This is a genomic window from Kribbella sp. NBC_01245 (assembly GCF_036226525.1).
GTDB lineage: Bacteria > Actinomycetota > Actinomycetes > Propionibacteriales > Kribbellaceae > Kribbella.
The window spans coordinates 3,639,232-3,658,717 of record NZ_CP108487.1; the positions used below are offsets into that span (position 1 = coordinate 3,639,232).

Annotated in this window: 17 protein-coding genes; 8 read left to right on the forward strand and 9 right to left on the reverse strand. The window is 69.2% G+C overall.

All coding sequences use genetic code 11. The features are described from left to right. Positions 1-144: 144 nt before the first annotated feature. Together OG394_RS15975 and OG394_RS15980 are read right to left on the reverse strand one after the other, a co-directional pair. Entirely contained in the window at positions 145-1,959 is a 1,815-nt protein-coding gene (locus tag OG394_RS15975) for an AMP-binding protein (protein WP_328996146.1), read from the reverse strand. Then, positions 1,952-2,707, reverse strand: coding sequence for an IclR family transcriptional regulator (locus tag OG394_RS15980; RefSeq protein ID WP_328996147.1), 756 nt, complete (start codon positions 2,705-2,707; stop codon positions 1,952-1,954). The genes OG394_RS15975 and OG394_RS15980 overlap by 8 nt, the downstream gene beginning before the upstream one ends. A 180-nt stretch (positions 2,708-2,887) precedes the next feature. Between OG394_RS15980 and OG394_RS15985 the strand changes: the two genes are divergently transcribed. The 8 genes from OG394_RS15985 to OG394_RS16020 all read left to right on the forward strand — a co-directional run bounded on the left by OG394_RS15985 (position 2,888) and on the right by OG394_RS16020 (position 11,486). Continuing rightward, positions 2,888-3,739, forward strand: coding sequence for an ABC transporter ATP-binding protein (locus OG394_RS15985; RefSeq protein ID WP_328996148.1), 852 nt, complete (start codon positions 2,888-2,890; stop codon positions 3,737-3,739). Next, positions 3,739-5,748 (forward strand): AMP-binding protein, encoded by a 2,010-nt coding sequence (locus tag OG394_RS15990; RefSeq protein ID WP_328996149.1) that lies wholly within the window; start codon positions 3,739-3,741, stop codon positions 5,746-5,748. The genes OG394_RS15985 and OG394_RS15990 overlap by 1 nt, the downstream gene beginning before the upstream one ends. Then, entirely contained in the window at positions 5,745-6,617 is an 873-nt protein-coding gene (locus OG394_RS15995) for a branched-chain amino acid ABC transporter permease (protein WP_328996150.1), read from the forward strand. Before OG394_RS15990 ends, OG394_RS15995 begins: the two co-directional genes overlap by 4 nt. A gap of 1 nt (position 6,618) precedes the next feature. After that, positions 6,619-7,683 carry a branched-chain amino acid ABC transporter permease gene (locus OG394_RS16000; RefSeq protein WP_328996151.1) on the forward strand — a complete coding sequence of 355 codons (1,065 nt, stop codon included), beginning with the start codon at positions 6,619-6,621 and terminating at the stop codon, positions 7,681-7,683. A 42-nt stretch (positions 7,684-7,725) separates the two neighbouring features. Beyond that, positions 7,726-8,925, forward strand: coding sequence for an ABC transporter substrate-binding protein (locus OG394_RS16005; protein WP_328996152.1), 1,200 nt, complete (start codon positions 7,726-7,728; stop codon positions 8,923-8,925). 2 nt (positions 8,926-8,927) lie between these two features. Beyond that, positions 8,928-9,773 (forward strand): ABC transporter ATP-binding protein, encoded by an 846-nt coding sequence (locus OG394_RS16010; protein ID WP_328996153.1) that lies wholly within the window; start codon positions 8,928-8,930, stop codon positions 9,771-9,773. 11 nt (positions 9,774-9,784) lie between these two features. After that, positions 9,785-10,984, forward strand: coding sequence for a phenylacetate--CoA ligase family protein (locus OG394_RS16015; RefSeq protein WP_328996154.1), 1,200 nt, complete (start codon positions 9,785-9,787; stop codon positions 10,982-10,984). Between the two features lie 76 nt (positions 10,985-11,060). Continuing rightward, a complete protein-coding gene (locus OG394_RS16020; protein ID WP_328996155.1) occupies positions 11,061-11,486 on the forward strand; it encodes a DUF6351 family protein in 426 nt (141 codons plus the stop codon). Here OG394_RS16020 and OG394_RS16025 read toward each other — a convergent pair. The 7 genes from OG394_RS16025 to OG394_RS16055 all read right to left on the reverse strand — a co-directional run bounded on the left by OG394_RS16025 (position 11,467) and on the right by OG394_RS16055 (position 19,478). Continuing rightward, on the reverse strand, positions 11,467-12,333 hold the full coding sequence (locus tag OG394_RS16025; RefSeq protein WP_328996156.1) for a fibronectin type III domain-containing protein: 867 nt from the start codon (positions 12,331-12,333) through the stop codon (positions 11,467-11,469). The two genes, OG394_RS16020 and OG394_RS16025, sit on opposite strands and share 20 nt — an antisense overlap. A 15-nt stretch (positions 12,334-12,348) precedes the next feature. After that, a complete protein-coding gene (locus tag OG394_RS16030; RefSeq protein WP_328996157.1) occupies positions 12,349-13,029 on the reverse strand; it encodes a hypothetical protein in 681 nt (226 codons plus the stop codon). 152 nt (positions 13,030-13,181) lie between these two features. Next, on the reverse strand, positions 13,182-15,416 hold the full coding sequence (locus OG394_RS16035) for an FdhF/YdeP family oxidoreductase (RefSeq protein WP_328996158.1): 2,235 nt from the start codon (positions 15,414-15,416) through the stop codon (positions 13,182-13,184). Positions 15,417-15,503: 87 nt separating this feature from the next. Continuing rightward, the gene (locus OG394_RS16040; RefSeq protein ID WP_328996159.1) at positions 15,504-16,868 is read right to left on the reverse strand and encodes a bifunctional folylpolyglutamate synthase/dihydrofolate synthase; all 1,365 of its coding nucleotides are present in this window, start codon (positions 16,866-16,868) and stop codon (positions 15,504-15,506) included. Next, complete coding sequence (locus OG394_RS16045) at positions 16,865-17,755, reverse strand: methylenetetrahydrofolate reductase (protein WP_328996160.1); 891 nt, start codon at positions 17,753-17,755, stop codon at positions 16,865-16,867. The genes OG394_RS16040 and OG394_RS16045 overlap by 4 nt, the downstream gene beginning before the upstream one ends. Next, positions 17,755-18,624, reverse strand: coding sequence for a dihydropteroate synthase (folP, locus tag OG394_RS16050; protein ID WP_328996161.1), 870 nt, complete (start codon positions 18,622-18,624; stop codon positions 17,755-17,757). Before folP ends, OG394_RS16045 begins: the two co-directional genes overlap by 1 nt. Then, positions 18,621-19,478, reverse strand: a complete 858-nt coding sequence (locus OG394_RS16055) for a bifunctional methylenetetrahydrofolate dehydrogenase/methenyltetrahydrofolate cyclohydrolase (protein ID WP_328996162.1) — start codon at positions 19,476-19,478, stop codon at positions 18,621-18,623. The genes folP and OG394_RS16055 overlap by 4 nt, the downstream gene beginning before the upstream one ends. Positions 19,479-19,486 lie beyond the last annotated feature (8 nt).

The following is a 19,486-nucleotide window of genomic DNA, read 5'->3' on the forward strand; positions in this document are numbered from 1 at the left end:
CCCCGATTGAAAGGTTTCATCAGCATGGGACCGGTCGGTCGCTCCGACAAGATCCTGAACCTGGCCGAATCCGGCAGCAGCCTTGCCACCGCGAGACAACGGCTTAGGGCAAGCGTTTGCCGCTCGCACGCCGGGCCATGCGTCTCAGGACTTCCTCACAGCCGATGCCGTGAGCAACTGATCCCAGGTGAGGTACAGCGGCTCGTCCCCGGCTCCGGCTGTGAGCAGGGCCAAGGCCTGGCGAAGCGTGTCCGTGGACAGCTCTTCGCCGAAACGGTCGACGAAGGCGAGCGCCCGCGGGCGCGACAAGCCGCCCAGCACTTCGCGCACCGCGTCCAGCAGATCACGGGCCACCGCGTCGTCCGCTTGTGCCTCCGGCGTCAGCACAACGGCCGCGGCCAGCGATCGACCAAGCTGCGGGTCGGCCCGCTCGAACACCTCGGCCGCCTCGACGAACGGCTGTTCGAGCAGCACCTCGCGCACCTCGCCGAGCGACACCAGCTGCCCCGATACGCTGACCACCTTGTCGATCCGGCCCAGGAACTCCAGCGTTCCGTCCGGCCTGCGGCGAGCCCGGTCGTACGTCGAGTAGGCCCCCGGGCGGTGCCAGTGCCGTCGTACCACCTCGTCGGCTCCGGAACCCTCGATGCTGCGCATCGTTCCGGCCCAGGGTCTCCGCATGATCAGCTCGCCACGCTCGCCCGGCGCGACCTCGCGGCCCTGCTCGTCGACGATCGCGAACCCCGGATCCGGTAGCGCGGCGGTCTCGACCGGATGGTCGACGGTGACGATGCCGCCGAGCTGCACCTGCCCCCACGCGTCGGCGACACTGATCCGGCCCCGGCCGACGTCGCTGCGCAGCCACTCCGACAGTGCCGGGTCGGCCGGCTCCGCCATGGTGACCACTCGGCGCAGGCTGGCGATCACGCCCCGGGCCGGCGGGCGGTGAGACCAGCCGCGAAGCTGCCGGACGACCGTCGGCGTGGTCAGCAGCGTGGCCACGCCGTACCGCTCGACGATGTCCCAGGCGCGGTGCCGCGTGGGCACGTCCAAGGTGCCTTCGAACATGACCGCGGTGGCACCAGCCGCCAGTGGTCCGTAGATGCCGTGCGACTGCGCACCCAGCCAGGAGATGTCACCGGCGCACCAGAAGACACCGTCGGCCGCCAGCCCGTGGCGATGCACGGCGAGCGCGGAGGCGATCAGCGTGGCCCCGCCATGCAGCAGCGAGACCGTCTGGTCGCGCCGGTTGGCCAGATGGACGGCGAGTACCGGGTGTTCTGGGTCGAGAGAGGCCCGGCCTTGCTCGGTGGATGCGCCTCCGGGCCTTGCCCCGACCACGAGATCGTGCAGCCACCGGTCGCCCTCGAACCAGGCCACGTCCACGCCGGTACGTCGTACCACGACCGTGTGCTGCACTCCGCCGACAGCGGTCAGCGCCTCGTCGGCGCGGGCCTTCAGCGGCAGAATCGTGCCGTGCCGCCACGCTCCGTCCTGGGTGAAAAGCACACGTGGCCGGAAGTCGGCCAGCCGCTCGGCCAGGGCCTCGGCCGGCAGAGGCGTCGGCAGCACCGTGTAGATCGCGCCGATGCGCGCGCACGCCAGCATCGCGGTCACCGTCTCGGGCAGCCAGCCGAGATGCAGCGCCACCCGGTCACCGGCGGCGACGCCCAAGCCACGAAGGGCACCGGCGAGCAGCACCATGTCGTCGTACAGCTCGCGATAGGTGAGTTGCCGCCGGTCGCCGGGCTCACCTTCCCAGAGCAGTGCCGGCTGATCGCCACGCAGCCCGACATGCCGGTCGACGCAGCTGGCGGTCAGGTTGAACCGGCCACCGGCGAACCAGCGGCCGACCTGCGCCTCCGGTTCGTACAGCGAGGTCCACGGCTCGTCCCATTCGAGCTGGTCGGCGACCGCAGCCCAGGCCGCGAGCTCGCCGGGGACGAAGCGGTCAGCCATGACCGACCGCCCGGCCTGCCGCAAGCGCGGTCCGGGACAGGTGCTCGGCCGTCTGCTCGGCCTGCCCCGGGGGCGCGCCCGGCGGCAGGGTCGCGGCCAGTGCGGCCAGGACCCTGCCCTGGCTGTCCAGGACCGGTACGGCGACCTCGCCGGGCCCCGCGGCGCCACCTCCGGGTGTGACCAGGTAGGCGGCCGCACGCCAGGAACCCCGCTCTGCCTCCGCGATCTTGCGATCCGCCGGCGCGGCCGCCGCGGTGAGCTGTCGCCAAGCCTCCTCGTCAGCCGCAGCGGCCAGCACCCGGCCTGCTGCGGTGCTCAGCGCGCCGGTGACCCGATGGCTGTCGCGATAGATGCCGCCGCCCGCGCCGTCCACCTGGTCGACGTACACCACGCTGCCGCGCACCAGGACGGCGACCTGGACCGTCGCGCCGATCGCGTCGCGCAGCGGAAGCAGGTAGGGCGAAAGCCCGCTGAGGATCGGCAGCCGCGCGAGGTAGCGGTGGGACAGCCGGGTCACCCCGGGACCGAGTCCGTACCGGGCGGACCGGTAGTCCTGCTCGACCAGGTCGGCCAGGACCAGCGACCGCAGCAACCGGTGCACCGTCGGTACCGAAAGGCCGGAGCGCTCGGCTAGATCGGTCAGCTGTTGATGGGCCTGGCCCTCGCTGAGCAACTCAAGCAGCAGCACTGCATTGCGCACAGTGCCCAGCGTGCCCCGCGCCTCACTGCCGGCCACGACCTCACCCACCTATGCCTCCCAGCCTGCATCTGCCACGGACCGCACACGCGGCCCCGCGTTCGACCACACTTCCACATATCGACCACGTCACGCTATCAATCGCAAGAGATTTCCGAATTCCACTATTGCCTTCCAGATAGTGGAATCGTACGCTCATCGAAACTTCCCCGACGTCGAGAGGTGCAGCCAGTGCTCACTCGGGCCTACCTCCATCAGCTCAACAGCAGCAACGTCCAGTCCGGACAGCCGCTGCTCGAGGTTCGCGACATCTCGCTGCGGTTCGGCGGGGTGCACGCGCTGGCCGACGTTGGCTTCACCGTCACCCAGGGCAACGTCCACGCGGTGATAGGGCCGAACGGTGCCGGCAAGTCCAGCCTGCTGAACTGCATCTCCGGCCTCTACCGCCCGCAGCGGGGCGAGGTCGTCCTGCACAGCATCGGCAGCGGCGGCAACCAGGAGCAGCGCGACCTGACCGGCCTGCCGCCGCACCGGATCGCCCGGCTGGGCGTCGCCCGGTCGTTCCAGAACATCGAGCTGTTCTCCCACCTCACGGTGCTGGAGAACCTGATGCTCGGCCGGCACGTGCACATGCGGCACCGACTGCTGCCGTCGCTGGTGTGGTTCGGCCCCGCCCGCCGGCAGGAGATCGCGGAGCGGGGACTGGTCGAGGAGGTCGTCGACCTGCTGCAACTGCAGGCGCACCGGCACCAGCCGGTCGGATCTCTTGCCTACGGCATCCAGAAGCGGGTCGAGCTCGGGCGGGCGCTGTGCCTGCAGCCGGCGTTGCTGCTGCTCGACGAGCCAATGGCCGGCATGAACGCCGAGGAGAAGGAGGACATGGCCCGCTATGTCCTCGACGTGCACGAGCTCGCCGGCGTCACCGTCGTCCTGATCGAGCACGACATGAACATCGTGATGGACATCTCGAACCGGGTCACTGTGCTCGACTTCGGGCGGGTCATCGCCGACGGCACACCGGCGGACGTGAAGGCCGACCAGCGCGTGATCGAGGCCTATCTCGGGGCGGAGGGAGCAGCGTGATGACCGACGCACACCCGGAAGCCACGCGGTCAGAGCCCCGGCCCGTCGAGGTCCCCGAAGCGGCCCGTACGACGTTCCCGCGGCTGCTGGCGGCCCTCGCCGCGGACCGGCCGGAGGCCATCGCCGTACAGGAGAAGCGCTACGGCATCTGGCAAGGGGTCACCTGGCGGGAGTACGCCGACCGGGTGCGGGACTTCGCTCACGGGCTGGCCGCACTCGGAGTGGACCGCGGCGACGTGGTCGCGGTGCTCGGGGACAACCGGCCTGAGTGGCTCGTCGCCGAACTCGCCGCGCAGTCGGTCGGCGCCGCCGTGGTCGGGATCTACCCGACCAGCATCCGCGAGGAGATCCTGCACGTCCTGACCGTCGCCGACGTACGCGTCGTGGTGGCCGAGGACCAGGAGCAGGTGGACAAGCTGATCCACCTGGCCGGCGACCTACCGGAACTGAGCACGATCGTGTACTACGACCCGCACGGCCTGGAGAGCTACGACGAGCCTTACCTTCGCGACTTCGTCGCGGTCGAGCAACTCGGCCGCGAGTGGGCGGCCGACCATCCGGGCTGGCTCGACGAACGGCTGGACGGAGCCGGTCCCGACGACATCGCGGTCATCTGCACGACCTCCGGTACCACGTCGCGACCGAAGCTCGGCGAGCTCAGCCACGCCAACCTGCTGGCGATGGCGGCGCACCTGACCGAGGTGGATCCGGTCGGTCCGAAGGACCGGTACGTGTCATTCCTGCCACTGGCCTGGATCGGCGAGCAGATGCTCGGCGTCGCCTGTGCACTCTCGCGGGGACTCACGCTGTCGTTCCCGGAGGATGCCAGCACCCAGCGAACGGACCTGCGCGAGATCGGCCCCGACCTCCTGTTCAGCCCGCCGCGGATCTGGGAGTCGATGTTGTCGGAGGTCCAGGTCCGGATCGACGAAGCCGGCCGGCTGAAGCGGCGGGTGTTCGGCTGGGGCTACCGAATCGGTGACCGGGTGGCCGGGTTGCGCGTCCAGGGTAAGCGGCCGGCGGTTCTGCTGCGAGTCGGTCACCGGCTCGCCGACTGGGTCGCGCTGCGACCGGTGCGCGACCAGCTCGGCCTGGCCCGGATCCGTCGCTGCTACACCGGCGGCGCACCGCTCGGTCCCGACGTGTTCCGCTTCTTCCACGCGATCGGCGTCAACCTCAAGCAGATCTACGGCCAGACCGAGATCTGTGGCATCGCCATCGTGCACCGCGATGACGACATCAAGTTCAACACCGTCGGTGTTCCACTGCCGGGCACTGAGGTCCGGATCTCCGCCGATGGCGAGATCCTGCTGCGATCGGCGTCGGTCTTCCACGGCTACCACGGCAACCCCACCGCGACCGCCGGCACCGTCGACGCCGAGGGCTGGCTGCACACCGGTGACGCCGGCTACCTGGACGACGACGGCCATCTGGTCGTCATTGACCGGGCCCAGGACGTTATGACGACGCCGGACGGCGCCCAGTACTCCTGCGCGTTCATCGAGAACAAGCTGAAGTTCTCGCCGTACGTCGATGAGGCCGTGGTCTTCGGGGGCAGCAGTGGAGGCATCACCGCACTGGTCGTCATCGAGCCGAAGACCGCCGGCTCGTGGGCCGAGCACGAGCACCTCAGCTACACGACCTACACCGACCTGGCCCAGAAGCCCGAGGTGTACGACCTGCTCGCCGAGGAGGTCGACCGCGCCAACGCCGATCTGCCGGACGCCATCAGGGTCACAAGGTTCGTTCTGCTGCACAAGCAACTCGACCCCGACGACGACGAGATAACCCGCACCCGCAAGGTCCGCCGCAACGTCGTCAACGACCGGTACGCCGACATCATCGCCGCACTCGACACCGGCGAGCCGTCAGTCACCATCCACAGCCAGGTGACCTATCAGGACGGCACCTTGGCGGACCGGGAGATCGCGCTGCGCATCTTCGACCTGCGGGGCTACACCGTACCGGCCGGCCTCGGCCGCCGGCCGATCTGGAGCGGCCGCCGATGAGCAACCTCTTCAACCTCACCGTCTACGGCCTGGCCGACGGCGCGATCCTGGCGCTGGCCGCACTCGGCTTCGTGCTGATCTACAAGGCCACCTCGGTGATCAACTTCGCCCAGGGCGAGTTCCTGCTGGTCGGCGCATACACCGTCTACGCGGTGTTCGTGCTGATGGGCCTGCCGGTGGTCGCGGCGGTCGTGGTCGGCCTCGGGATCGCCGTGCTCCTCGGGATCGGAATCGAACGCTTCGTGTTGCGACCGCTGGTCGGCGAGAGCGCGATCAGCGTGATCATGGTGACCATCGGTCTCGCGGCGGTGCTGCGCGCGGTGGTGCAGATGTTCTTCGGGACCGCGGTGCGCGAGCAGCCGGCGATCCTGCCGCGGGGGTCAGTGCGGATCCTCGGTGCGCTGGTGCCGCTGGATCGGCTGCTCGTCATCATGATCGCGGCGGTGGTCCTGACCGGGTTCACTGTGTTCTTCCGCCGGTCCCGGCACGGGATCGCGATGCGGGCGGTGGCTGACGACCAGCAGGCCGCGCTCACCGTCGGCATCTCCGTACGGCGGGTGTTCGCGATGGCGTGGGCGCTCGCCGCGGCCAGCGCGCTGGTCGCCGGCGTACTGCTCGCAGACATCTCCGCCGTCGAGCAGAACATCGCCGCCTTCGGCCTGATCGTCTTCCCGGTGGTGATCCTCGGCGGGCTCGACTCGGTGCCCGGCACGATCGTCGGCGGACTCACCATCGGCCTGCTGAAGGTGTACGTCTCCGGCTACGCCGATCCGGGTCTCGCCGAGGTCGTGCCATACCTCGTGCTCGTCGCGATCCTGATGGTCCGGCCCTACGGGCTGTTCGGCGAGACACGTATCGAGAGGGTCTGATGTGAGTACTGTCACCGCCACCGGGATCCATCACCGCAGCTACCGCGGCGAGCTCGCACTCCGGCACACCAGAGCCGAGTACGCCCGCCTGGCACTCGTCGTCCTGCTCCTGGTCGCGCTCCCCTACATGCTGAACATCTACTGGCTGGGCATCGTCAACACGATCCTGATCGCGGTCATCGGTGCGGTCGGGCTGAACATCCTTGTCGGCTTCACCGGGCAGATCTCACTCGGCCAGGGCGGGTTCCTCGCCGTCGGCGCGTTCACCTCGGCGATCCTGCACGAACGGGCCGGGCTGCCGGTCCCGCTGTCGGTGTTCGCCGCGGTGCTGACGACCGCCACGGTCGGTGCGTTCTTCGGCCTGCCGGCGCTGCGGCTCAAGGGGCTGTATCTCGCCATCGCCACCCTGGCCAGCCAGGAGATCATCGTGTTCACCGTCAAGCGCTGGTCCTGGCTGACCGAGGGCCAGGGCTTCCTCGACGTGTCCCGGCTCGAGATCTTCGGCTGGCGGATCGAGCGCACGATGTTCGAAGTCCAGTGGTACTGGATCCTGCTGGTGATCGCCGCCGTCGCGGTCGTTGCCGCGCGCAACCTGTTCCGCACCGGGCTCGGCCGGTCGTTCATGGCGGTGCGCGACCAGGACATCGCGGCCGCCGCGATTGGCGTCAACGTGACCCGCACCAAGGTCACCGCCTTCGCGGTGTCCAGCGGCTTCGTCGGGCTCGCCGGCGCCCTCACCGCGCACTACACCGAGACGGTCACCTGGGAGCGCTTCACGCTCGACGTGTCGGTGCTGTACCTGGCGATGATCATCGTCGGCGGCCTGGGCTCGATCGCCGGCGCGGTCTACGGTGCGGCGTTCCTGATCCTGCTGCCCGTCCTGATCTCCGAGCTGAGCGAGGCGGTCGAACCGGCGTTCCCCTTCCTGTCCACGCAGCTCCCGGCGATCCGGAACGCGGTGTTCGGCCTGGTCATCCTGCTCTTCCTGATCTTCGAACCTCGCGGCCTGGCTCGCGTCTGGCAGCGAATGAAGGACTACGTGCGGTTCTGGCCCTTCCGGTACTGAACCAACTGACTTGTTCGACCCACTGCAATCGGAGGAACGGCAATGAAGCGACTCAGCGCGATCGCGGCACTCTCGACGGCCGCCTTGCTCGGCCTGTCGGCGTGCGGGGGCGGCGCGGCGACAGGCGGCGGCGACACCGAAGGCCCGATCAAGATCGGCGTCATCGCCGACCGGTCGGGCGCCACCGCCGACGTCGGCACGCCGTACAACGAGGGCATGCTCGGCTACGTCGAATGGCGCAACGCCAAGGGCGGCATCGAGGGACGCAACATCGAGGCCATGTCGAACGACTACGCCTACCTGGTGCCCAAGGCCGAGGAGCTCTACAAGAAGTACATCGCCGAGGGCGCGGTCGCGATCCAGGGCTGGGGAACGGGCGACTCCGAGGCACTGCGCAAGAAGGTCGCCGCCGACGAACTGCCGTTCATGTCCGCGTCGTACGCCGAGGTGCTCACCGACGTCGCGGAGTCGCCGTACAACTTCGTCGTCGCACCGACGTACTCCGACCAGATGCGGGTCGCGCTGGACTGGATCGCCCAGGACAGCGGCGGGCAACGCACCCAGGTCGCGGTGTTCCACCACGACTCGCCCTTCGGCACCGCACCGGTCGCCGACGGGCAGAAGTGGCTCGTCGAGAAGGGCTACGACCTCGGCTACAAGTCGTTCGCGATGCCGAAGACCCCGAACTTCGTGGGTCTGCTGTCACAGGCACGGTCCCTCGGCGCGAAGTACATCGTGATCCAGAACGTCTCGAGTCCGGCCGCCCAGGTGGCCAAGGACATCAAGGCGCAGAACCTCGACATGAAGATCGTCTGCCTCAACTGGTGCTCCGACGAACTGTTCATCAAGACCGCGACACCGGCCGTTGCCGAGGGCCACATCATGATCCAGCCGTTCGCACCGCCGACCACGGCGAAGCCCGGACACGCCGACATCGAGGAGTTCCTGAAGAGCAAGGGCTCCTCACTGCAGGACAAGGGGCTGCACTATGTCCAGGGATGGTGGACGATGGCGGCCATGGCACAGGGCATCGAGAAGGTCCTGAAGGACGGCGACGAGCTCAACGGCCCGAACATCCGCAAGGCGCTCGAGGGACTGCAGCTCGACACCGGCGGCGTCGTCGGCGGCGGCACCGTGAAGTTCAGTACCGACAGCCACCGCGGGTCGACCGGCACCGGCATCTACCAGGTCAAGGGTGGCCAACTCACCGAACTCACCGCCAACGCGGCCCCGAAGGAGTAGCGATGGCCGTCGAGACCAGTGCGGGAGCGGGCAGTTCGCCGGCCTCCTCACCCGGAGCGACGCTGCTGGCTCTCAACAACGTCGAGGTCATCTACGACGAGGTCATCCTGGTGCTGCGCGGCCTGTCCCTGGAGGTACCGGAGGGGAAGATCGTCGCCCTCCTCGGCTCCAACGGTGCCGGGAAGTCGACGACCCTGAAGGCGATCTCCGGCCTGCTGCCCACCGAGCACGGCGAGATCACCGACGGCCGGATCAACTTCGGCGGCACGGACATCACCCGCATCGACGCCGCCGAACGGGTCCGCCGTGGACTCTCGCTATGCATGGAGGGCCGGCACGTCTTCGAGCACCTGAGCGTGCACGAGAACCTGGTCGCCGGTTCCTATTCCCGGGGCCGGGCCTCGACCGAGGACCTCGACCTGGTCTACGGCTACTTCCCGAAACTCGCCGACATGCGCACAAGGGTAGCGGGATATCTGTCCGGCGGTGAGCAGCAGATGCTCGCGATCGGCCGTGCGCTGATGTCCAGGCCGCGGCTGCTGATGCTCGACGAGCCGTCACTCGGTCTCGCGCCTCTGCTGGTGCAGGAGATCTTCGGCTACATCGCCCGGCTGAACGCCGACACCGGGCTCACCGTCCTCGTCGTCGAGCAGAACGCCCGGCGCGCACTCGAGGTCGCTCACCACGGCTACATCATGGAGCAGGGCCGCATCGTGCTGGAGGGAACGGCAACCGAACTGCGGGACAACCCGGACGTCAAGGAGTTCTACCTCGGTCTCGGCGAGGAAGGCAGCCGCAAGAGCTACCGCGATGTCAAGCACTACAAACGCCGGAAGCGGTGGCTATGACGGAGGCGACCATGCCCGAAAGCACAACACACCCGCTCGACGACCGCGTCGTGGCCATGGTCCGGGAGGCTGCGTCCCGGGTCACGGTGTTCGCCGACCGCCTGCGAGCGGCCGGCCTCTCGCCCGACGACATCCGCGGCGTCGGTGATCTCGACGCGTTGCCGATCCTCACGAAGGACGAGGTCCTGGCCATGCAGCGGGAGCAGCCGCCTTACGGTGGCCTGCTCGCCGCCGACGCGACCGTGCGGCGGGCATTCCAGTCCCCCGGACCGATCTACGAGCCACAACTGGACGGGGCCGATCCGTGGCGCTGGCGTGAGGCGCTGGCCGCGGCAGGGTTCGCCTCGGCGGACATGCTGCTGAACTGCTTCGGCTATCACCTCTCCCCCGCCGGCGCGATGTTCGAGGAAGCAGCACTCGCGGCAGGCTGCACCGTCGTACCCGGTGGTGTCGGCAACCTCGACCTGCAAGCGCAGGCCATCGCCGACCTGGGCGTCACGGCGTACACCGGGCTGCCGAGCTACCTCAAGGCACTGATCGAGCGGTACGACGAGTCCGGGCTGGACCCCGCTCGCTGGCGACTGGACAAGGCAATCGTCACCGCGGAACCGCTACCCGACTCGCTGCGCGCGTTGCTCACCGAGCGGGTACCGGTCGTCCGGATGGCCTACGGTACCGCCGAGACCGGGCTGCTCGGCTACGAGACGGAACCGGCCGGCGGGCTCGTCGTACCCAACGACGTACTCGTTCAGGTTTGCGACCTCGACACCGGCAGATCCCTCGCCGCCGGTGAGGGCCAGATCGTCGTGACGCTGCTCAGGCCGGACTATCCGCTGGTCCGGTTCGGCACCGGCGACCTCTCGGCCTGGCAGCCAGGCCCCGTGCCCGGCGACAGGCCCCGGCTGGCCGGGGTGCTCGGCCGCGTCGGCGCCGCGGTGAAGGTCCGCGGGATGTTCCTGCACCCACGCCAGATCGAGGCCGTGATGCGCGACCTGCGCGGCGTCACGTCGTACCGGTTCGTCGTCGACCGCGTCGAGCACCGCGACGAGCTCCGCTGCGAGGTGGTACCGGCAGCCGAAGCCACGGCTGAACGAGTGGCCGCCGCGGTGCGGGACCGGATCCGATCCGGCCTGCGCTTCGCGGCGCGCGTCGAGGTCGTCGCCGACCTGAGCGAAGGACCACTGCTGGTCGACGTCCGCACTTGGGACTGACCGACCGCGGGCAAGGCAGGAGACATCAAGAGACGGATCGCAATCATCGCCGCGGCCATGGCGCTGCTGGTCGTCGGTGCCGGCCAGGCCATGGGACAAGACGCTGCCCGCCGGATCCGACCCAGCGAAGGTGCGGGTCGGCGTTGACGGGCGCGACATCACGGCCGCCTTCGCCGTACGCCCGGACGGGCGGTTCGCCGGGCTCGTCACCGGTCTGCGGGTGGGCGCCAGCACAGTGACCGCACGTGGCCCGGGAGGAGCGGTCCGGCTCACCGTCACCAACCACCCGGTCGGTGGCCCGGTGTTCGCCGGCCCGCAGGTGCAGCCCTGGTTCTGTGCCACCGAGCAGAACGGCCTCGGCCCCCCTCAGGACGCGCAGTGCAACGCCGGGCCGCGGTACGACCTGTTCTACCGGTCCTCGCTCACCGGCCTATTCCGCTCCTACGACCCGGCGAATCCCCCGATCGACCTCGCCTACACCACTACCTGGCCGTCACGGTGAAGGTGTAGGACGTGCCGTTGTCGAGGTTCGGGATCGAAGCATTGGGCGTCGCCGAAGGGATTTCCGCACCGCCAGGGCTGACTTTCACCGTGTAGCCGCTGATGGTGAGGTCACCGGTGTCGGCGGGCGCGGTCCAGGAGACTGCCGCCGAGCGGTCGCCCGCCTGCGCGATCACGTTCGTGGGCGCTTGGGGCTTTCCTGGGTTGAGCGCGTAGCCCTGAACATCGACATACAGGCGGGCCGCGGCGTTCGTGCGGTTGGCGATGGTGATGTCGCCGGAGGCGTTCGGCCGGACCCACAGCTGGTTGAACTGGTGCGGGCTAGGAGCGAAGATCACATCGGTCGCGGCAGGTGCGGACTGTCCCGCGGTATACGCCTTGAACTCGCCCGACGTGGCCGACCCGGACGCGACCAGGTTGATCGCCGCCGCCGCGAGGTTGCTTGCCGGTATCCCGCCCACGCCGGTCAGCCGCAGATTCACCGTGGCACCGGCCGCGACCAGCGTGGTGCCCGTGTCGAGGATCCGGCGTGACGACAACGCGACCACGCGGCTGGACGCAGCGGTCGCGTTCGAGGCGCTGGTGAAATAGCCGGTCACATCCACCGTGAAGTGCGTCGTGCCGGTCGAGGTATTGGTCAGCGACAAGCGGCCGTCGGTCGCGACCTTGACGATCGAGCTGCCGGTCTTCGGCCGGGTCTGCAGGTGTAAGCCGTGATTCACTCCAGGACGGGTAGCCCCAGCCGGGAACAGCGTCCAGCCACCGAAAGCCGACGGAACCAAGGCCGTGACGTTCACGGCGACCGCCGAGATCGACGAGGCCGCAGGCAGGCCTCCGACTCCGGCCACCTGGAACGTGATGGTTCAATTCGCTGCCACCGGGGCGGTTCCACCCACGCCGATCTTGGCGCGGGTGTCGACGATCCGGGACTGCTTCAGCGGGACGAACCGCGAACCCGCGGTGGTCGCGGTGTCGCCGGTGAAGTAGCCCGTGACGTCGACGCGGATGCGTAGCGTCCCTGCGCTTTTATTGGAGAAACTCGCCTGACCTGACGCGTTCAGCCGGATCACCGCCGAGCCGGACATGTACTTCATGTTCGCCGCGAACAGCAGCCCCGACACCGCCGGCCGGGTCTCGCCGGCCGGCCACGCGGGCAGTGAGCCGGACGCGGTCGGGCTGAGGACCTGGACCGTCGCGGCGATTGCCGTTACTCCGGTGGCCGGGATCCCGCCGAGGCCCGTGAAGGTGGCTGTTTTTGTCTCCTGAGCCTGGACCAGTGTCGTCCCGGAGTCGTAGAGCCGCTGAGTGGTTGCCAGCGGGACGTACAACCCGCCACCGGCACCAGGAGCGGCAGCAGCCGCCGCCGTGGGCGCCGCGGTTGAACTGGGAGCCGCCACGGCCACCGGGGGCTGGATGGTCGACGTCGCGTGCAGCCCTGTGGCCAGCACGGCCAAGACAACGAGGTACCGGATGAGTCGCCGCGCTGATATCTCCCGAGCGCTGGTTCTATTGGGGCGGAGCGCGGCCACGAGTGACTTAGGCATCAGGGGAAGACCTCCAGGAAGGGTCGACAGACCGGCGGGTGCCGATTCTGGTGACCACACCCGTCACGCCACTGCCCGTACTCCGCCCGTACGGCCGATCAGCCGTAACGGCAACGGCTTCGCCGCTATCGAGACGGCGTGTTCGCAAGGGATCAGGCAGGCGGAGCGGGTGCTTCGAGCCGGATCAGGACGCCCTTCGACGTCGGGGTGTTGCTGATGTCGGCAACGCTGTCGAGCGGGACGAGCACGTTCGTCTCCGGGTAGTACGCCGCCGCGGACCCACGGGCGGCCGGGTAGCCGACGAGCCGGAACCCGGCGGCCCGGCGCTCGGTGCCATCCCGCCACACGCTGACGAGATCGACCAGGTCACCGTCGGCGAACCCGAGCCCGGCGATGTCCTCGGGATTGACCATCACAATCCGGCGGGCGTTGTGGATGCCTCGGTAGCGGTCGTTCATCGAGTACGGGATGGTGTTCCACTGGTCGTGAGAGCGCAGCGACTGCAGGATCAGGTGGCCGGGCGGGGTCTGCAGCCACTCCAGCTCGTTGCACGTGAACACCGCCCGCCCGCTCGGCGTCGGATACACGCCGGAGTTCACCGGGTTCGGTAGCGTGAAGCCGCCAGGCTGCTTGACCCGCTCGTTGAAGTCCTCGAAACCCGGTACGACGCGCGCGATCCGGTCCCGGACCAGGTCGTAGTCGGCTTCGAACTCGTCCCACGGGATCGCCGGCGAATCACCCAGGGTGCGCTGCGCGAGCCGGGCAATGATCGCGACCTCGCTGAGCAGGTACGGCGACGCGGGCGGCAAGGTCCCGCGCGACCGGTGCACCGCGCTCATCGAGTCCTCGACGGTGATGTACTGCTCGCCCGTCGCCTGGATGTCGCGATCGCTCCGACCCAGCGTCGGGAGGATGAGGGCGGTCCGTCCGGTCACGGTGTGGGACCGGTTGAGCTTGGTCGAGACCTGCACGGTGAGAGCGCAGTTGCGCAGGGCCGCCTCGGTGACCTCGCTGTCCGGTGTGGCCCGGACGAAGTTCCCGGCCACGCCGACGAACACTCGCGCGGCCCCGTCCCGCATCGCCCGGATGGCGTCCACCGAGTCCAGACCGTGTTCCCGCGGCGGATCGAAGGCGAACTCGTCCCGCAGCGCGTCCAGGAACGAGTCGGGCATCCGCTCCCAGATCCCCATCGTGCGGTCACCCTGGACATTGGAGTGGCCGCGAACCGGGCAGACCCCGGCCCCCGGTTTGCCGATGTTGCCGCGCAGCATCAGGAAGTTGACCACCTCGCGGATGGTCGGTACGCCGTGCTTGTGCTGCGTCAGGCCCATCGCCCAGCAGACGATGACGGACCGGCTGGCCAGGACGGCCTCGTGCACGGCCTCGATCTCGTCCCGGGTCAGGCCGGTGGCTACGAGCGCGTGCTCCCACGTGATCGTCCGGGCGTGGTCGGCGTACGCCTCGAAACCGGTGGTGTGCCGCGCGATGTAGTCCCGATCGAGTACGTCGTCCTCGAGCAGGCGGCGGTTCAGCATCTGGAACAGCGCGAGGTCGCCACCGGGCCGGATCTGCAGGAACTGATCGGCGATCTCCGTACCGCGGCCGACGATCCCACTGGGCTTCTGTGGATTCTTGAAGCGCATCAGGCCGGCCTCGGGCAGGGTGTTGACGGCGATCACCCGGCCGCCGTTCTTCTTCGTCTGCTCGAGCGCGGAGAGCATCCGCGGGTGGTTGGTGCCCGGGTTCTGCCCGACCACGAAAACCAGGTCGGACCGGTAGATGTCCTCGAGTTGCACGCTGCCCTTGCCGATGCCGAGGGTCTGGCCGAGCGCGGAGCCGCTGGACTCGTGGCACATGTTCGAGCAGTCCGGCAGATTGTTGGTGCCGAAGGCCCGGGCGAACAGCTGGAGCAGGAACGCCGCCTCGTTGTTCAGCCGGCCGGACACATAGAACAGTGCCTCGTCGGGTGAGTCGAGCCCGTTCAGCTCGTCGGCGACGATCCCGAATGCCTCGTCCCAGCCGATCGGCGCGTAATGGGTGGCACCGGGCCGCCGGACCATCGGCTCGGTCAGCCGGCCCTGCTGGTTGAGCCAGAGGTCGGACTTGCCGTCCAGTTCCTCGATCGAGTGCTCGGCGAAGAAGTCGCGGGTGACCCGGCGGGTGGTCGCCTCGTCGTTGATGTGCTTCGCGCCGTTCTCGCAGTACTCGTTCGTGTGCCGGTGATCCGGCTCCGGCCACGCACACCCGGGGCAGTCGAAACCCTTGACCTGGTTGAGGTTGAGCAGCGTCAGCGCGGTACGGCGTACCGTGGTCTGCTCGACTGAATACCGCAGCGCATGCACGACCCCCGGCAGGCCGGCCGCGTACGTTTTCGGCTTTCCTCGCACTGGTGGTCTCCGTTCTCGTGCGCGACAGGGTGGGGTTTGGGCGCCGGAAGTGGCTTCCGGCGCCCAACCCCGAACCGATGGGAGTGCTCACCCGGGCAAGGGTTGACCCATCGGTCGTCTGGGCGTGTCCGCGGGCAGGACCTGGTTCGCGTCGCCGACGGTCACGACCGAGCCGGTGACGAGCACCAGGCCGTCGGGCTCGTTCCCGGGCAGCGGCGCCGCGAGTGTGCGGGCCTTGTCGAGCGCGGTCGCCACGTTGAACGCGACATGGACGCGCTGCGCCCCGAACACCTGCCGGGCGGTGGCGGCGAGCTTCGCCGGCGCGAGGCTGCGTGGGCTCGAGTTGCGGGTGCAGACGACGACGTCGACGACCGGCTCGAGCTCGCGCAGCATGCCCTCGACGTTCTTGTCCGCCATCGCCGCGATGACCGCGAACGTCCGGCAAGGCGCCAGCTCCGTCAGCGACTCGGCCAGCGCGCGGGCGCCGTGCGGATTGTGGGCGGCATCCAGAATCACCAGCGGCGAGCCGGGCCGAACGTCGAAGCGACCCGGCGACGCAGCCTGGCCGAGAGCGGCTCGCACCGCGCCCAGTTCCAGTTCCCGGCCGAGTGCTCCTTCCGCTGCGGCGATGGCGCAGGCAGCGTTCTCGGCCTGGTGACGACCGTGTAAGGCCAGGAAGACGTTGCTGTACGACCGGTACAGGCCCCGCACAGAGATGACCTGGCCACCCTCGACGACAGTCCGGCGCTCGAGGATGAAGTCCGCGCCCTGGCTGACCAGACGGGCGTCCACGGTCTGTGCCCGTTCCCGCAGTACCGCGGCGACCTCCTGGCTTTGCAACGCGCTGACGGCGACCGACCCCGGTCCGATGATGCCTGCCTTCTCCTCGGCGATCGCGGTCGTCGTCGGGCCGAGGTAGTCGGTGTGATCGAGGTCGACCGGGAGTACGACGGCGACGTCGGCGTCGATCACGTTCGTGGCGTCCCACCGCCCGCCCATCCCCACCTCGACCACGGCGATGTCGATCTCCGCATCAGCGAAGGCGCGGTAGGCCATGGCCACCGTCATCTCGAAGAACGACAGCGGATGCGGCATCGACGCGTCGACGAGTTCGGCCTGCTTGCCGACCGCGCTGAAGGCGGACCGGAAGGCCGGCACTCCGATGACCTCCTCGGCGATGCCGATCCGCTCCCGGACGCTCGTCAGGTGTGGGCTGGTCAGCCGGCCGGTGCGCTCGCCGGACCCGGCCAGCAGTGCCTCGATCATCCGAGCCGTGCTCGTCTTGCCGTTGGTCCCGGTGATGTGGACGCTGCGGTACCTGCGCTGCGGATCGCCCAGCAGCCGCAGCACACTGACGATGCGGTCCAGGGACGGCTCGAGCTTGGTCTCCGGCCATCGGGCCAGCAGCCGTCGTTCGATCGCCCGGATCGACGGGCTGTTCGACAGGCTCATGAAACTCCCCGTCCCGGGACACCGGCCGCCGGGCGGACGCCCGTCCGGTTGCGCAGACGGGCCAGCTGGGCCAGCCGCCATTCCTCGGTCGCCGCGATCTGGTTGAAGGTGAACAGGTGCAGACCGGCCACGCTCAGGTCCTCGCGGCCGAGCGTCGCCGCGGCTCCGGTGAGGAACCGGGCCGGGTCGGACCCGCCGGGTGCCGCGATGCGGGCGAACAGTCCGCGGTGCTTCGCCAGGAACCTGGCCGACTCACCGACCCCGATCTTCGTTGCCATTCGCAACAACCTGGCGCGCTCGACCGGCCCCGGCACCCCGACCAGGATCGGCAGGTGTACGTCGCGGGCGCGCACGCGCCGTACCCAGGACGACAGCACGCGCGGGTCGAAGGTGAGGTTGCTGACCAGCTCGGTGGCGTACCGGCGCTTGTCCCACATCGCCTGGATGGTCAGGTCGTCGGAGATCCCCGGATGCGACTCGGGGTAGCCGGCGATCCCGACGCCGGCGAACGGATTGCCCAGCTGCGCCAACTCCGTCAGCACCTGCAGGGCCGAGTCGTAGCCGCCGGCCGGGTCGGCATCGCCGCCGGGGACGAACACCTTCGTGATCCCGGCACTGCGCAGCCTGCTGACGAGCTCAGCGAGTTCGCCCGGTCCGGCGATCATCCGCGCGGCGAGATGTGGCACGACATCGAAGTCCTGCGCCGCCAGCCGTTCCGCCGTACGAAGGGTCGCTTCGAGACCCTTCGCGGGTGACGCGGTGACCGTGACGGTCGCGCCGCTGGGAAGGCCGGCACACACCTCGTCCACCACGCTCGCCGTCGGCAGCACTTCGTAGCGGACCCGGGTGAGCAGTCCTTCAAGTACGTCGCGCGTGTGCCGGCGCATCATCGACCACCTACCGCCGCGATCCGGGCAGCGACCCGTACGGCGGCTGCCGCCGGAGGAACCGTGTGCACGCGAACCCCCCACACTCCCGCCGACGCCGCGAGCGCCGCGACCGCGCTGGAGGCGTCGTCGCGATCCAACGGGCTGTCCGGATCAAGTCCGCCGTAGTCCACGCAGTCGGCCAGGAACCGCTTGCGGGAGGCACCGATCAGGATCGGGAAACCGAGCTCACGCAGGGCCGGGAGAGCGCCGAGCAGGGCCCAGTTGTGCTCAGCCGTCTTGGCGAATCCCAGCCCCGGGTCGAGCACGAGCTGCTGGGTCAGGATCCCCGCGGACAAGGCGGCATCCACACGCTTCGACAGTTCGGCGCGGACGTCGTCGACCACCGCGTCGTAGCTGGCGAACGCGTCCATGACGGCCGACTGCGCACGCCAATGCATCAGGACGCAGGATGCCCCCGTGTCGGCGATCAACGGCAGCATCGCCGGATCCGCCAGCCCACCCGACACGTCGTTGACCAGCTCTGCTCCGGCATCCAGCGCCTTCGCGGCGACACTCGCCCGCATCGTGTCCACCGATACCCTGATCCCGGCGTCGCACAACGCGGCGATCACCGGGATCACCCGTCGTACCTCCTCGGCCGCATCCACGCGGACGGCGCCGGGCCGGGTCGACTCTCCCCCGACGTCGACGAGGTCCGCGCCCTGCCGGACCAGTTCGAGGCCCCGGGCCACTGCCTCGTCGTACGCGTCGTGCTGACCGCCGTCGGAGAACGAGTCTGGCGTGACGTTCAGGACGCCGAGCACCTGGCACTGCGTCACCACCGTCTGCCGGGCTGTCGCCGCTTCGGCGACCCGCAACCCGTTCATGCCACCGCCGCCCGCTCGGCGATCTCGACGATGTTCATCAGCAGCATCGCCCGGGTCATCGGGCCGACGCCGCCGGTCGCGGGACTCACCAAGCCGGCCACCGCGTCGACCTCGGGATGGACGTCGCCCAGGATGCCTTCGATCGTGCGGGTGACACCGACCGACAGCACGGTCGCCCCGGGGCTGATCCAGTCCGGCTTGACCAGATGGGCCACCCCGGCGGCCGCGACGACCACCTCCGAAGCCCGCGTGTGCGCGGCGATGTCAACGGTCGCCTCGTGGCACAACGTGACCGTCGCGTGTTCGCTCGGACGCGTCAGCATCAGCCCGAGCGGCCGGCCGACGGTCAGCCCGCAGCCGATCACGCAGAACCGCTGCCCGGTGATCTCCACGTCGTGCCGGCGGAGCAACTCGATGATTCCGCGCGGCGTGCAGGGCAGCGGGCCGGGAATGCCGAGCACCAGCTTGCCGAGGTTGGTCGGATGCAGGCCGTCGGCGTCCTTCGCAGGGTCGATCAACTGCAGGACCCGATGCATGTCGACGTGCGGCGGCAACGGGAGTTGCACGATGAACCCGGTGCACGCCGGGTCGTGGTTGAGCCGCCGTACCGCCGCCTCGATGTCTTCCTGGGTAGCGGTGGCCGGCAGTTCGACCCGGATCGACTCGATTCCGACCTCGGCACAGTCACGGTGCTTGCCGGCGACGTAGGAGTGGCTGCCCGGGTCGTCGCCGACCAGGATCGTGCCGAGACCAGACCGGATCCCCTGCCTGCGTAGGACTTCGACGCGGACCGCCAGCTGCGCCTTCAGCTCACCGGCGACCGCCCGTCCGTCAATCCTCGTTGCGATAGCCACCGGCACGC

What these genes read in the sequence shown, in the direction of transcription:
- OG394_RS16010 (WP_328996153.1), top strand. Translation starts at nt 8,928, where the DNA reads ATGGCCGTCGAGACCAGTGCGGGAGCGGGCAGTTCGCCGGCCTCCTCA.
- OG394_RS16045 (WP_328996160.1), bottom strand. Translation starts at nt 17,755, where the DNA reads ATGCGCCGGCACACGCGCGACGTACTTGAAGGACTGCTCACCCGGGTC.
- OG394_RS15975 (WP_328996146.1), bottom strand. Translation starts at nt 1,959, where the DNA reads ATGGCTGACCGCTTCGTCCCCGGCGAGCTCGCGGCCTGGGCTGCGGTC.
- OG394_RS15990 (WP_328996149.1), top strand. Translation starts at nt 3,739, where the DNA reads ATGACCGACGCACACCCGGAAGCCACGCGGTCAGAGCCCCGGCCCGTC.
- folP (WP_328996161.1), bottom strand. Translation starts at nt 18,624, where the DNA reads ATGAACGGGTTGCGGGTCGCCGAAGCGGCGACAGCCCGGCAGACGGTG.
- OG394_RS16030 (WP_328996157.1), bottom strand. Translation starts at nt 13,029, where the DNA reads ATGCCTAAGTCACTCGTGGCCGCGCTCCGCCCCAATAGAACCAGCGCT.
- OG394_RS15995 (WP_328996150.1), top strand. Translation starts at nt 5,745, where the DNA reads ATGAGCAACCTCTTCAACCTCACCGTCTACGGCCTGGCCGACGGCGCG.
- OG394_RS16040 (WP_328996159.1), bottom strand. Translation starts at nt 16,868, where the DNA reads ATGAGCCTGTCGAACAGCCCGTCGATCCGGGCGATCGAACGACGGCTG.
- OG394_RS16005 (WP_328996152.1), top strand. Translation starts at nt 7,726, where the DNA reads ATGAAGCGACTCAGCGCGATCGCGGCACTCTCGACGGCCGCCTTGCTC.
- OG394_RS16015 (WP_328996154.1), top strand. Translation starts at nt 9,785, where the DNA reads ATGCCCGAAAGCACAACACACCCGCTCGACGACCGCGTCGTGGCCATG.